General features: G+C 59.2%; 9 protein-coding genes. All 9 read right to left on the reverse strand.

Going from position 1 to position 14,090, the window contains the following annotated elements:
- Positions 1-277: 277 nt before the first annotated feature.
- The 9 genes from E5334_RS05890 to E5334_RS05930 all read right to left on the reverse strand — a co-directional run bounded on the left by E5334_RS05890 (position 278) and on the right by E5334_RS05930 (position 14,015).
- Positions 278-1,291, reverse strand: coding sequence for a hypothetical protein (locus E5334_RS05890; protein WP_136012661.1), 1,014 nt, complete (start codon positions 1,289-1,291; stop codon positions 278-280).
- A 12-nt stretch (positions 1,292-1,303) separates the two neighbouring features.
- Complete coding sequence (locus E5334_RS05895) at positions 1,304-1,690, reverse strand: hypothetical protein (protein WP_275438949.1); 387 nt, start codon at positions 1,688-1,690, stop codon at positions 1,304-1,306.
- Positions 1,691-1,890: 200 nt separating this feature from the next.
- Entirely contained in the window at positions 1,891-3,894 is a 2,004-nt protein-coding gene (locus tag E5334_RS05900; protein WP_136012662.1) for an ATP-binding protein, read from the reverse strand.
- A 61-nt stretch (positions 3,895-3,955) separates the two neighbouring features.
- Positions 3,956-6,988 carry a restriction endonuclease gene (locus E5334_RS05905; protein ID WP_136012663.1) on the reverse strand — a complete coding sequence of 1,011 codons (3,033 nt, stop codon included), beginning with the start codon at positions 6,986-6,988 and terminating at the stop codon, positions 3,956-3,958.
- A 2-nt stretch (positions 6,989-6,990) separates the two neighbouring features.
- On the reverse strand, positions 6,991-8,820 hold the full coding sequence (locus E5334_RS05910) for a site-specific DNA-methyltransferase (protein WP_136012664.1): 1,830 nt from the start codon (positions 8,818-8,820) through the stop codon (positions 6,991-6,993).
- Positions 8,813-9,577 (reverse strand): DUF4391 domain-containing protein, encoded by a 765-nt coding sequence (locus E5334_RS05915; protein WP_136012665.1) that lies wholly within the window; start codon positions 9,575-9,577, stop codon positions 8,813-8,815. The genes E5334_RS05910 and E5334_RS05915 overlap by 8 nt, the downstream gene beginning before the upstream one ends.
- Before the next feature lie 5 nt (positions 9,578-9,582).
- Positions 9,583-12,831 carry a helicase-related protein gene (locus E5334_RS05920; protein ID WP_136012666.1) on the reverse strand — a complete coding sequence of 1,083 codons (3,249 nt, stop codon included), beginning with the start codon at positions 12,829-12,831 and terminating at the stop codon, positions 9,583-9,585.
- On the reverse strand, positions 12,832-13,806 hold the full coding sequence (locus tag E5334_RS05925; RefSeq protein WP_136012667.1) for an HTH domain-containing protein: 975 nt from the start codon (positions 13,804-13,806) through the stop codon (positions 12,832-12,834). It lies immediately after the preceding gene.
- Positions 13,803-14,015, reverse strand: coding sequence for a hypothetical protein (locus tag E5334_RS05930; protein WP_136012668.1), 213 nt, complete (start codon positions 14,013-14,015; stop codon positions 13,803-13,805). Before E5334_RS05930 ends, E5334_RS05925 begins: the two co-directional genes overlap by 4 nt.
- Positions 14,016-14,090: the final 75 nt, after the last annotated feature.

Genomic DNA, 14,090 nt, shown 5'->3' on the forward strand with positions numbered 1-14,090 from the left:
TCGCCGGTTGTGCCCTCCTCCTCGTAGTGGGTTACCTTGAAGTCCCCAGAGCGAGAACCCGCCGACCTGCCCCTCGCCGAACTCGGCGAAGGCGTCTGCCGCCGCGTACACGGCCCGCTGGTAGGCTTCCAGCTCGTCATCGGAAGGCTCGCGCCTGCCCACAAGCCACCGCACGTGGCGAGTTGCAGCAGGCAGCGCAAGCCCGAAGGCGGCCTCAGAAAGACCGCCCCCGTAAACCTGCGAATAGAACTGGTACGTCACAGCAGCGGCCACGAGTCTACTCCGTGCTCGCGCTCACGTACACGCCGTCGAGCTTGTTCTCCAGCACGCTCACGATGCCGTACTTGCGATACTTGAGCATGTAGGAGTCCAGCGCCTCCAGCTCGTCGGGGCTGAACACGCGCGAAGCCACGTGCTTGTCGTACTTGATGACCGCCGACTTCTCCACCACCATGAAGTTGATGTCCGCGCCCGCGCCCTTCAGCTCGTAGTAGTTGGCGAGCCCGCTCTTGGTGGGAGACGCCACGGCCGTGTACTCGTCGCCGCTCTTGGTGTAGTAGGTCTTGCTGGAATCCACTTCGGTGTCCGTGGTGGCCACGTAGGTGCCGGCCGCCTTCTGGTAGCCGAACTGGTCGTCGTCCCCGCTGAGCAGGTCGATTGCCGTGTAGAAGCGCACCTGCGGCACCTCCACGATGCGGCTGAAGCGCTCGAGCACGCGGTTGGAGCGCGTGGGGTTCGCCAGCGAGAAGTCGTCCAGGACGCCGCGCAGCGTCGGCGTGATGAAGAGGTAGCGGCTGCCGGTGGAGACCTGCCTCTCGTCCATGTCGTTGGTCACGGCGCGCAGGGCGGCGAGCACGTCCACGGCAGAAGCCTCGGAGAGGTCCTCGGCCTTCACGGTCACGCCCTCGGTCGAGGCGATCTGGCTGAAGGTGTAGGCGTCGCCCTCGGGGGCCACCTGCGTGCGCTGAAGCTCGGCACCAGCCTCGACGAAGCAGTCGAGCACGCCGCTCTCCTCCACGTCCATCACGTCGGCGAAGAGCCGTATGGCCCGGTCGTAGCCGAAGCTGTGCGTCTCGTACTCGTAGGTGATGGAGCCTGTCTTGTACCCTACGTTGCGGGTGTAGTCCCCGAGCCCCGTGACGGAGATCTTCGGGATGAGGATCTCCTTGGCGTTGCGGCCCGCGCGGACCATGCGCCCGCCGCTGTTCAGGCGGCGCGACACCGCCGCCCTCTGATAGACCTCGTCCAAAATGCCGGTGTAGTTCTTCGCGAACTCGATGCTGTTAGCCATCTGTCAGCCCTCCTATGCTTTGTCGTTGGAATCGTCAAGGCCGGCGAGCTTTCGCCAGCGCCTCATGGTCTTGCCGGCGTCCGTGCTCGTGCCTGCGTTGGGAAGACCGGTCTTTCCGCCTTGCTGCTTTGCGGGGGCGTCTGCGAACAGCCACGGCTCGGCCTCCTTTAGCGCGTCGACGTCGCCGCCGTGGTCGCCCAAGACCGCACGGGCAGCCTTCAGGTTGCGCACACCCGCGAGCTGCAGCCTGAAGTCGATGCGGTCGCTCTCGCCCTGGGCCTTGAGCTCGGCGATCTCGCCGCGCAGCTGCTCGGCCGTCTCTGCGTTCTTGGAGGCCTCTGCCACCTGCTCCTCGAGCGCGGCAATCTTCTCGTCGCGCTCGGCGACAGCATTTCCCAATCGGTGCCGCTCACCTGCGGCTGGTCTTGCGTCGCCTGCTCGTGCCTGTTGTCTTGCGCGGTTTCCGCGACTTCCTGCGTCTTGTCGCCATGGTTATCACCGGCCATGTCAGCCACCTTTCGTGTCGTGGCCGACAAAGAATTCGGCCTCTTAACCTGCTACAAGGCTAAGAGGCCGTCACAAAGTCGATGGCAAAACAGCTATTCGATGCCAAGCGTCCGGAAGTAGACTTGGTTTCGCATATTCGCATCGCGGTAAATCTTGTCGAAAGGCAGAACCTCGATTGTTGCCTTGAGATTGGGGTTGTACAAGACCCTGCCCTGGCCATCAGCGGTCTCCCCGAATCCGCGCATCTCCATGAGTTGCCGTAGTTTAGGAGTCATGTCGCAGATGGCATAGAGATACATCCTGGTGTTCTCATTGACAGCAATGTAACGACCCCTTGAATCTCGTGCCTCGCCATTACGAATCTTAGTCGCGTAACGTAAGAGTTGATCAATGGGGTTCTCGCTGTCTGTATAGTCATCCCTGTCTGGACGTTTGAGTTCGAGTATTGTCACTGTGTCGTATGGCAAGCCGTCGGTTTCATCAGCAGAGACAAAGGTCGGATAGTTAAGGAGCATGACATCCGGTCTTTTCTCATGGGCGCTGCCATCAAATGGCTTATCCGATGAGATGAAACTACTGTAGGTCAACCGTTCGTCAATCAACCAAAGGTTGTGAGCTGGATACGCTACGTCCTCAGATGTTGTCCTCATCGGATAAATCAGCTCGTGGAGATAAGCCTCGCGCTTGAACTTGCCGTCGTCCTGCCTGTTCAGGGCGGCTCGATATATGTTGAGTATTGCGCGCCGGTGGACAACGTACTCTGCAAGCATAGACTCATTCACATCGCTTACGCGTTGTACTTGCCGAGCAAATTCCTCTTGATATTCATCGCTGTCAATTTGGCTACTCTCGAGTTTCCTGATGAGCTCCTTGTTGTCAGCTTGAACTGATTTCTCAACCTCTCTTTTGAGCTTGTAAAGGGAATCGTCCATCTCCTCTCGTGTAGCTCCGATGCCGATCGCCGCTACTCCTTCTGGAGCATATTGCAGCAGATGGCGGAACTGAGGGGCTTCTTCGGTTACGTATTGCTCAACTTGCTTACGCTGTCCAGACACCGCTGCATCGATAAAGTCTCTCAGGAAACCACGGGCGGATGCGCATGCCGCCGCAGTAATCTCATTCATGCCGACCTCGTCAAACATTCCGTCTTCGTCTGCGGAGATATCAAACGAAAGCCTGTCCGCACTTACATGCTGGTCAAGATATGGACTGGTCAGTACACCAACATAAGAGAAGCCGTATTCATTAACGAGCCATTTGTCCAGGCCGGCGGGAAGTCCAGTCAACTTCTTCGTCAGCACCTCACGATTGTCAGCACATAGGATGAGGCGGCATGAAGGTATGCTGCGTTTGTTAGTAGCCTCTGGGACCTTCATCTTGATGTGCAGCAAATTGAAGACGCGGCCACTGAGGTGTAGCTCGTCGTTATCGCTGTCTGTTTCGAGCATGCCTGCCAGCATTTGATTGATGTCAGTTTTATCGCCTTCGTCATCCACAATAATCGTGGGGCAAGTCTTGGAAAGAAGGTATACAAGGCAATGCTGCATCACACGTTCAGCTATCTCCCTGCCTGTCGCGGGGATGTATCCAAGATATTCACGTTTGACATGCCTTAGCTCAATACGCGTGCCCGTATCTTTCTGGACGGCGTCAGTTACAGAATCATCGATGCTCGTGCTTCCCAAGCTGAATAAGAACTGCCGCCGATAAAGGTCTTCGCCCTCTCGATAAGTGCTGTCTACACTCACGTCGCCGAAAACCTTGAGCCAACAGAAACGTCCGATGCCTTTGCCGCCGCGATCTCCCTTGAGCTGTGAATCTGAGGTCAAGAAGGACTCGAAATTAATGTTATCGAAGCCAATGCCGTTGTCGGTAACAGTAAAGCCAGTTATCTCGCCACGAGACATGTTCTCATCAAGAACGGGCAAGCGATTGAGCTTTACCTCGATAAGTCCTTCGCTGGATGCTTTCCCAGCATCCTCGATAGCCTGAAGCGAATTGACTATCGTTTCAAAGAGCGGCAAGAGCGCGTCTTTTTTCTTCAGGGTAAAATTGCGTATCCTACCAGCAAAATCGACTGAGAAATCGCGAGCCATCCTGCCTCCTTCCTTGGTACTGATAGCTGCATCCTAAGCTATCGTCACTAACTGCTTTGCCTTACACGCTTACCGTGTGATACGTAGTCCTCACGTCGTACTCCACATCCACCTGCAGCGCCGCGAAGTGTCGCCTCGCGCACCGAATCTTTGTCCTTTCGGCGTCACTCACGCGGATGTTGTTGTTCCCGCCGCCCTTGGTCTCCACAACAAAGTACACGCGGCGCTCGCCGTCCTCCTCAACCACGTAGGCCCAGTCGGGGTTGTAGCTGCCCAGGGGCGTGTCGATCTTGAACTTGTTCGGCAGCTTGGCGAATACGCGCACCTCCTCGGCAAGGTCCAGCTCCACCGCGAAGGGCTGCTCCACGGTCGACGAGTCGTAGACCACGTAGCTGTACAGGCTCTTGCCGCTCTTCGGCATCCACGCGTTCTGGCCCAGGTACGCCTTCAGCTCGCCGGGGTCCAGGTCCTCCATCGTGTACCAGTCCTCGTCGGGCAGTTTCGTGTACTTGATACCCTCGGCGATGGCCTCGCCCTTGGCCTTCTCTATCTTCTGCGCCACCTGCGCAAGGAACGTCGCCGGGTCGACCTCGAACTCGTCGTAGCGCCCGCACTCCTCGAGGATGCGCTTGAGCGTGGCGCGGGTGAGCCCCACGGCATCCTGCAGCTCTGCGATGGGGTCGGGCAGGTCGTACACGCGGGCCCCACCCGTCTTCAAGAACGAGGTGCCCGTCGCCTGCGCGTTCACGCCACCGTCGCCAACGGTCAGGTCGGCTCGGGTCGATAGCACTTCGAGCGGCTTCACCTTCGGCATGCTCTGGATGCCCGCCACGGCGTCGGCGATCAGCTTTTCGCTGTCCACGTCCACCTCGAAGCGCGTACGCTGACGGATGCGCTCCCAGAGCTCCTGGAAGGCGGGGTCGGCCGTCACGTCCTTGCACAGCTCGACCTCGACCTCCTTGGCCTTGTCCTTGATCTGCAGCTTCTGCGCCTTGTGCAGGATGATGTCCTCCACCTGCGACTGCGCGGATTCGAGTCCCGATGGCATCTCCACGCAGCCCTTCTCGGCCGCCTCCTTGAGCTCGGGAGTGATGTTGCACTTCTTGTCTACGAGCCCTTTTGCGGCAAAGCTCTGGTACACCTCGGCGCTCTGCTCGAAGCCCAGCTTCACCTCCTGGCCGTCAGGCAGCTCTATGGTCACCTTCGTGAACGATTCGGGCGTCAGCACGCCGAAGCGCAGGCCGTCCTTCTCGAACTCGGTCTGCAGCCCGCTAGCGAAGGCGTCGTAGCTCTCGTTGGCGATGACGGTGAGCACGTTGGCGTCCTCGTCGTAGCAGCGCTCGCCGCTCTGGTCCACGCACAGGCGCAGGCCGCGCCCGACCTTCTGGCGCTTGGTCATGGTGTCCTTGGTCTCCACCAGCGTGCAGATCTGGAAGACGTTCGGGTTATCCCAGCCCTCCTTGAGCGCCGAGTGGCTCCAGATGAACTGGATGCGCTTCTTGCCCCGCGTCTCCTCGTCGTCCCCGTCCGCCGGGAAGGAGATCAGCGTCTCCTTCTCTCGCATGATGGTCTCGAAGGTAGATATGTCGGCTGCAGTGCTCGCCGCCGCGCTCGTGTTCTTGATGCGTCCCTTGCCGTCCTGAGCGAAGTAGCCCGAGTGGACGGCAGCTGCATCGGTGTCGAGTGTTAGTCCAGCAGCGGCATACTTCTTCTGCCAGCGCGGGCTCGCCACGGCGTCGGCGTACTCCTGCTCGAACATCTCGGCGTACTCGCCGTTTCTCACCGGGTCGTACAGGCGGTACTTCTCCACCTTGTCGATGAAGAAGAGGCTCAAGACCTTGATGCCCCTGGGCGCGAGCTCCAGCTGGCGTTGCAGGTGGTCCTCGATGGTGCGGCGGATCTGGGCGCGCTTCACGGCCTCGTCGGCGACGTCGCCCACGGCCTGGCCCTTCTCCAGCCACTCGCCGTTGGTGAACTCTATCCACTCGTCGCCTTCGGCGGCTGAAATGTTGCTTACGATCCAGCCGGCCTCGTAGTCTGTGTTCTCGCCGCTCTTGTCATAGAGCGAGTCGTGCGTTCTTACGGTCACGGCCTTGCGCTTCTGGCTCCCGTCCTTCTGTCGCACGTCGATGGTCAGCCGTGCGGTGATGGAGCCGGGCGTCTTTCCCATCCTGGTGGAGTTCAGCCGCACGTATGCTCCGTTCAGGTCGGCCTGTGCGAGCACCGAGTCAACGCAGATGCCCTTCACGAGCCCCTGCTGGAAGGCGTCCACCGGCGTCAGGCGGTAGACCTTGTTGTAGCCCTCCCTGTGCGTGGCGGAGTAACGAAGCACGAAAAGAGGGTTAAGGCTGCGGATTGCCGCCTTTGCCTTGGCGGTGTTGTCCACGCTCTGCGGCTCGTCGATGATGACGATGGGGTTGCATGCGGCAACGACCTCGCGCGGGCTGCGCCCGCCGATGAGTCGCTCGCTTGGCCGGTGGAAGAGCGAGCTGCTCTCAGCGTTGCCCTCGTCGGAGTAGTCGCGGTTGAACGCCTGAATGTTGATGATCATCACCTGGATGGAGCTGCTGGTAGCGAAATTGCCCACCGGTCCCATGTCCTTGCTGTCGTAGACGAACACATCCATCGGCGCGTTGTCGTAGAGCGTGGCGAAGTGCTTCTTCGTGCTCTGGAAGCTCTTCAGCACGCCCTCGCGGATGGCCACGCTCGGCACCACGATGAGGAACTTGGTGATGCCGTACTTCTTGTTCAGCTCGAAGATGGTGCGCGTGTACACGTAGGTTTTGCCCGTGCCCGTCTCCATCTCGATGGTGAAGTCGCGCAGCTTGCCGTCGGTGAGCACGTTCGTGGCTGGTAAGCTGTTCTCCTCCTGGATGTCGTGCAGGTTCTCCAACAGTTGATTGGCCGAGAGGCGAAGGCCGTTGGCGTGGCCAACGCTGAGAACCTGGCCTTCCATCAGCGTGCCGGCGGCGCCAACCTCGGCAGTAAACTCGCTCTTTAGGAACTCCTGCCCGCGAAACAGGTCGGTGATGGCCTCCACGGCCTCAACCTGGTGCCTCTGGTCTGCGGAGTATTTGAGCTCTAGGGTCGCCATAGCTACACCGTCCTCAGCTCGACCTCGCGGCCCGTCTTCTCCTCAACGCGCTTGAACGCCTGCACGGCGTTGAGCTTGGTGGTGTCGTCGAGGATGCGGTCGAGCATGAGCACGCGTCTCGGCTCCATGTCGGCGATGGCGTCTAGTGCCTGCATGTTCAGACCGTCTGCCAGGCAGCATACGAGCTCGCCGTAGGCAACGGAGTAGCAGGGGTAGCCTGCTGCATTCACCTTCTCGATGGGAAGGGTCAGCTCGAGACCCCATCTGAGCATCATCTCGAAGATAATGTCCTCGTCGCTGCGGTCGGGCTTGACCACATCGAGGAGAAGTTCACCGGGCTTCGGGCGCTCGATTCCACTTTCGTCAAGTTTGAGCACGCGGAAGCCGGTGTCTACCTCTCTTTCCGAAGCGCCGTCAATAGGCAATTGGAGATTATCTGACTTGCGTGCCGATATTTGCTCTCCAGCTCGTTTAATCCGCTCCCTACACATGTCGAATATGCTGTTGAATGTGTCGTTGCCATCACCGACTGGTTCGGGTATTTGGACAGAGATGCAGCTAACACGAAATTGCGATTCGGTATTGAATTTCATAACCGCATCGGCAGTCGCTCCTGATCCAGCAAAGAAATCCATGACTATGCAATCGCGGTCGATAACAAGCTCAAGCAGATATTTCATAAGAGCAGTTGGCTTTGGAGTGCTGAACAGGTCTGCAACGGGGAGTTCGGGGAACAGTGCTTTAAGTTCATATTTGGCTGCACGCGTATGTCCCGTTTTATTCAGGTCTATCAACAATGTCGATGGCGGTAGTCCTTTCATGTCCGCCAAATAACGTCTCTTTATTACACGGGTTTCGTCAGGTGAAAAACGTAGCTCACCCGTTTTGAACATTTCGTCCATGCGCTCGCGTGACCAACGCCAACCATTTGCTGGATGCTTAATAACATTGCCGCTGGGTGTAGTGATGTCAAATTGAAGATTGGGGCGTACTCCAGGATTGCTTACATCACCGCCGTCATAATATGGGCCCCTCGGATCGTTATCGGGATTCTTGTAGTGCTTTCTTTTCTCAGGGTCATTAAGGAAGTTTGGCCTCCAACCTGGTGTGCGGCAGTATACAAGCACATCGTTGAAATCTTCAGAAAAGGAAAGAGCATTGTTGTTGCTGCTATCGCTAGATCGCCATGCAAGATGCGCTGCAAAGCAGTTTTCTCCAAAGATTTCGTCGCAGAGCTTCTTTAGGTTCGCAAACTCAACATGGTCAATGGTTATCAGTATTACGCCATCTTCTGACAGGAGCTCTCGAGCAAGTCGTAGCCTCGGATATAAGAGTGAGCACCAGTTTGCATGAAAGCGCCCGCTGGTATCAGCGTTTGATTGTTTCCCTAGATTCAGCTGTTCACGGTAATGCTCAATTGTGTCGCCAAAGCTGTCTGGGTATATAAAATCCGTACCAGTGTTATATGGGGGGTCAATAAAAATACACTTAATGCGGCCGTGGTATGAATGCTGTAGAAGTTTAAGTACCTCTAGATTGTCACCTTCAATGCAGAGATTCTCCGTTTCATCCCAATCCACGCTTTCTTCAGGACAAGGACGCAACGTTGCCGTGCTAGGGGTCTGGCTCTGGCGGACGGCATCGGTCTTGCCGGGCCAGGTGAAGGCGTATCGCTCTGTGCCCTCGTCAACTTCGTCGCCCAGCACCAGGCGCAGCTTGTCGAAGTCGATGCCACCCTCGGTGGCAATCTCTGGCAGCAATTGCTTCAACTGTTCAATGCGCTCCGCCACCAGGTTGGCAGACGTAAGGTCCATCTTCTCGAACTCAGCCATGGCATAGCTCCTTTATCTCGGTTGCGAGCCTGTCGTGCTCGCGTTCCTTCTTCTTCAGCGCCATGCGCAGCCGCGACGACTCGGCAAGGGTCGCCTCCTTGTCACGATACTGCGAGCGTAGGACATTAATCTCGCTTTGCGAGTCCCTCAGATGGGCCAGAAGCGCCATCAGCTGCGACGTGTCGGCGTCCTTGCAGCGCGGGTACTCTCCGATGCTGACGATTGCCGCTGCTTTCGCCGTGCGGTCGCAGAGAGCGGTCACATAGGACAGCAGGTCCGACTGCGGCAGCGCCGCGTGGCGGATGTCGGCCAGGTAGTCGGCATACGCTTGCTCGGCCGGGTCGAACAGGCGCGCCGTCTCGGTGCGCTCGATCACCACCGCGCCTTTCTCCGCATGGCTCTTGCGCTTGAGCGACACGGATACACCAACCTTGCCGCCCGGCTCCTCGAATAGCAGCACGACCGGGTTGGGGAACGTCTTGTGCAGTACGGCTGCAAGCCCTCCGAATCCGCTAGGGCGCACCAGCTCACAGTTCAGGTATATCACGCTGCCGATCTCGTGCTCATCGTTGGAGACGGGGGCTATATGCGCCGTCCCCCGTTGAATGGTAGCAAAGTGTGTCAAGCGCGAGTACTGCTTGAGCAGCTTCTCTTCCGCCTTGGTGAGGCCGCCCCGCGACGTGAGCACCGTCTTCGGTATGGTCTTGCCGCCAGCAAGCGTGGCGCTTGGTAGGTTTAGCGTTGTGGCCCAGTCCATGCCTGTCACCTCAGAACCACGAAGCTCATGAGCGAGTAGTCGTCGAAAGCGAGCGTCGTGCCGGAGCCGACCTCGCCGAGACTGAAGAGCGATTCCATGCCCTTCTGCGCCTGAACGCCGGACACCTGACTCACCGCCGCATCGAGCAGCTTGGTGTATGCGCCCATGTTCGTGCCGTCGCGTGTCTCTTTGTTGAACTGCCGGCAGAGATCCATCACGGGCTCGGTCACGCCCGCGCACGCCGCCCGTATGATGTCGAGCGCCGACTTCGGGTTGGTGTGGGTGCCGCGTACCTCGCCTGTATTGGTCACGTAGACCAGGTGGAACGGCCAGGTCGGGTTGCCGTCCTTCGGATTCGCCCCCTCGTCGTTCGCCTTCAGGCAGAAGACGACGCCGGGCTCCACGCTGTCCGTTAGCGTGTTCGGTATCTCAGCTACCGCATGCAGGCCGCACGGGCTGCCTTCGAGCAGTCCGGGGTGCGCCTTGGCGTAGCGTTCCAGCTCCACGCGGAAGTCGTCGTACGCCAAATCGGTGATGGATATGCCACCCGATATGTCCTCAAGGTCCATGACTTCGCGTTGCAGCTGCTCGAGCTGGCTGCGGCGGTACTTCAGGTCGTTCATCTCGTCGGCGGCCTTGCTCTCAAGGACGTTCTCCTCGCCGGTGGCCGACGTGTCCAGGAGCACCATGCGGCCCTTGACGCGACCCTCCAGCTGGATGTACTCGTCGAGCTCGATGTCGGGCCAGAAGTTCACGAGCTGAACGCACGTGTTGTCGGAACCGAGTCGGTCGACGCGCCCGAAACGCTGGATGATGCGCACCGGGTTCCAGTGGATGTCGTAGTTCACCAGGCAGTCGCAGTCCTGCAGGTTCTGGCCTTCGGAGATGCAGTCGGTTGCGAACACGACGTCTATCTCGCCCTGTTTGCGCTCGCGCTCCGATATCTCCTTGCTCTTCGGCGAGAACCGTCCCAGGACGGCGTCGAAGGTCGTGTGCTTGAGCTTGACGGTGGCGGCAGTTCCCTTCGCGCCGGTGACGAGCGCCGACTCCATGCCGTACGTCTTCTTGAGGTACGGATTCAGCTGCTCGTAGAGGTAGCGGGCCGTGTCGGCGAACGCGCTGAAGATGAGAAGCTTGCGGTTGCCGGGGTTGTACGGGTGCGCCACCTTCTGATCGATGAAGCGGCGGAGCTCGGCCAGCTTCTCGTCGCGCTCGGGAGTCACCTCGTTGGCGTAGTACAGCAGCTCCTCGAGCGTTCGGATGTCGTAGTCCAGCTCCTGGCGAACGCGGATGGCGTCCACGTCACGCAGGTCCACGCGCACCTTGCCGCCGGCCTCAAACTCCTCGGCGTCATCGTCGTCGTCAAAGCCCTCGGCCAGCTCGTCTGCCACGTATGCCGCGTTCATGCTCAGGTTGTCCAGCTGATCGAGCAGCGACCGAGCGCCACCCAGTACGCGCTCGAGCGTTATCCGGAAGCTGTTGATGGAGCTTTCCATGCGCTTTAGCAGATTCACTCGCATCAGGTTCGCCACAGCGTGCGTGCGGTTCACCTGGCTCTCGAAGTCGTTGCCCCACGTGTCGGCGTAGCGGTCGGCGTATTTCTTCTGCTTGCCCGGCATCACATAGGAGAGCAGCTGGTACTGCGCGAATGAGAGCGATGCAATCAGGTCGTTCATATCGGCGATGCTCGGCAGCTCGTCCTGCGTGTCGAAGCGAGGGTGCAGCGATATCGGCTTGAGGCGCGTCGGGAACGTTGCCGTCTCGTCCCGGTAGTACTTAGCGATGTGCTTGCGGCTGCGTGCGATGGTCAGGATATCGAGCAGCTTGAAGTAGTCGGCGTTCACCATGGACACGAACCGCTCGGTCGTGCGAAGCTCGTCGGGGAGCTCGCTCCATTCCCCGAACCGCTGCTGTGCCAGGCGGCACACCGCCGTGACGGAGCCGATGCCGTCGGTCTCGGCCAAGTAGGCGTCGTCGCCTTCGGTGATAATCTCGATCTGGTTACGCAGGTCGAGGAGCTTGTTGTTCACCGGCGTCGCCGAGAGCATCAGCACCTTGGTGCGCACGCCCGCGCGGATGATGTCCTGCATCAAACGGTCGTAGCGGCTATGCTGCGTGCGGTCGGTCGGCTTGTTGCGGAAGTTGTGGCTCTCGTCGATGACGATGAGGTCGTAGTTGCCCCAGCGGAGCGTCTCCAGGTTGATGTCGCCCGAGAACCCCGTGTAGCGGGAAAGGTCGGTGTGGTTCAGCACGTCGAAGTTGAGCCGGTCGTCCACGAGCGGGTTGCGCTCGTCGTTGCCGGTGTAGAGCGTCCAGTTCTCGCGCAGGCGCTTCGGGCACAGCACCAGCACGCGGTCGTTGCGCTCCTGGTAGTACTTGATGACTGCCAGCGCCTCGAAGGTCTTGCCCAGGCCGACCGAGTCGGCGATGATGCATCCCTTGTACTTCTCCAGCTTGCGGATAGCGCCGACGACGGCGTCGCGTTGGAAGTCGTAGAGCTTGTTCCACACCGCCGAGTCGGTGAAGGAAAGCCCCGGCTTGATGGGGTCGGTCTCCTCCATGTCCGCCATGAAGTCGCGGAACACGTGGTAGAGCGTCAGGAAGTACACGAACTCGGGCGCGTTCTCGCGGTAGAGCGTGCCGATCTGCTCGGCGACCTGCTCGGTCACGTCGGCCACCATGGAGGGGTTGTCCCAGATGCCGTCGAACATCACCTTGAAACCTTGCGCCTCGGCAGCTCCCGAATACGAGCCATAGCCGCCAACGACGCCCGCCTTGCGCTCGTAGCCCAGTCCCTCAAGCGTGAAGGGAAGGTTGAATCCCTGGAAGCCGTCAGCGGAGCCATCAGCATGCGAAAGGTGGTAGACGGAGCCAGATTGCACCATGCCGCGCGAGCGTGCGGAACGGAAGGACGCCTTAGCTCGAACCCACTCGGCGCATTCATGAGCGAGAGCCCGCTGGTTCAGGTTATTGCGAAGCGTAAGCTCAAGCCCCGTGCCGCCGATGCCACGCTCGCGCCCGCGCTTCGAGAGCACGAACTCCTTCGGGTCCTTTAACTCGGCCATCTGCTCCACGAAAGTCGGCTCGTCGAAGAGGAAGCGAAGCTCGTCAACCTTTAGGAGCTCGTCCTTCAGCTCGCCGAAAGCGAACACGGTGAAATACGAGCTGATAATGGAAAGCCTGTCGCCTGCGGAAAGTGCCGCACGAAGCTTGTCTCCCAGCGCGTTTACGCCTTCGTTGCTAAGAAACTCCATCTACAACGCCATCCCATGCTTCTTCAGGTAGGCGTCGTATGCATCGCCCTCAAGTATCTTGTCGTAGCTGCCGCTCACCGTATGGATCTTGGCAGTGTTGCTTATTCCCGTGAGGAAGTCCCTGAAGTCCGGGTTGATGCTCGAAAGCCTGTCCACGGTCGACCAGTCGAGCGCGTCGTGGGTCTGCGCCTGGAAGAGGATCTCGCTCTGCTCGGCGTGCTCTATGTCGAGCCGGATGACGCCGATGCCGAAGGCGTTGGAGAGCCGTTGCAGGTCGTCGAGGAAGTCCGAGTCGCTCGATATCAATGGTGCCACAAGATACCCCTCGTTCGCCCAGCTCGAGTTAGAGACCGCCTGGAAGAAGTACTCGCGAAGGTGGCTAGTCGTCAGACTCTTCTTCAGCTCAAAGGAGAAGATGCGGTACGGGTTCACGCGGAGGGTGTCCTGCAGCTGGATGGTGCTCGCTTCGAAGTCCTTGAATGGGAAGTAGACGCCCACCATATCCGGATGCGTCCACATGTCGGCGTTCTTGGGCTTCTTCGACGACTTCTCCTGGTAGATGGTCTTGGCGTAGCAGCGGAAATGCGGGTCGCTGCGAACGTAGGTCGCAAGAAGCGGATGAAGGTCCCGCTCTCCCCACTGCGGTTTGGATGCCTTCGCCGTAGTCGCCGGTTTGTCGTCACCGTCGCTCACGTCTTCGCTCGCCAGCTCCAGCTGAACGTCGCCGTAGCTCAACGACTTGAGCCCGAAGAGGACAGGATGCTTGCTGAGCTGTACGAACGCGGAGTTAGAACCGTCCTTTATGTCCGTGTAGAGCTGTGCTTGGATGGAGCGCCAGGGAGTCTTTCCCTTCGAGCCGACCTTCGCCGCGATACCGAGGGCATTCGCCTCATCCCATATCTGTTCTGCACTCATCGGCCTCTCGGTCGATTTCAGGACGTCACGAGCCAAATCGCGGAAGCTGTATCCGATCATCGTGCGCTCCCTTCGCTGGAAAGCTTGTCCATAAGGCACATGCGCAAGTATGCGGAGAAGCTCATGCCGGACAGCTTCGCCTCCTCGGCAGCTGCGTCGCGCAGGTTGTCGGGAATCCGTATGGTGGTCGAATGCATGTCACCGCCCGAAAGGAACGTCTGGATTTCGGTTCGGTCAGCGCCACGATCGACAAGCTCGCGATACGTCAAGGGAACCTCCTTAAAGCCATGTGCGTTACAAATGAATACATTCTATCACCAACAGGGGTAGCCACTATTCCAGCC

Origin of the sequence: Muricaecibacterium torontonense (assembly GCF_004793925.1) — a bacterium.
Taxonomy (GTDB): domain Bacteria; phylum Actinomycetota; class Coriobacteriia; order Coriobacteriales; family Atopobiaceae; genus Leptogranulimonas; species Leptogranulimonas caecicola.

Bases quoted from the DNA above. Each gene is read 5' to 3' on its own strand.
- E5334_RS05900 (WP_136012662.1), bottom strand. From the start codon at position 3,894: ATGGCTCGCGATTTCTCAGTCGATTTTGCTGGTAGGATACGCAATTTT.
- E5334_RS05920 (WP_136012666.1), bottom strand. From the start codon at position 12,831: ATGGAGTTTCTTAGCAACGAAGGCGTAAACGCGCTGGGAGACAAGCTT.
- E5334_RS05890 (WP_136012661.1), bottom strand. From the start codon at position 1,291: ATGGCTAACAGCATCGAGTTCGCGAAGAACTACACCGGCATTTTGGAC.
- E5334_RS05905 (WP_136012663.1), bottom strand. From the start codon at position 6,988: ATGGCGACCCTAGAGCTCAAATACTCCGCAGACCAGAGGCACCAGGTT.
- E5334_RS05915 (WP_136012665.1), bottom strand. From the start codon at position 9,577: ATGGACTGGGCCACAACGCTAAACCTACCAAGCGCCACGCTTGCTGGC.
- E5334_RS05910 (WP_136012664.1), bottom strand. From the start codon at position 8,820: ATGGCTGAGTTCGAGAAGATGGACCTTACGTCTGCCAACCTGGTGGCG.
- E5334_RS05925 (WP_136012667.1), bottom strand. From the start codon at position 13,806: ATGATCGGATACAGCTTCCGCGATTTGGCTCGTGACGTCCTGAAATCG.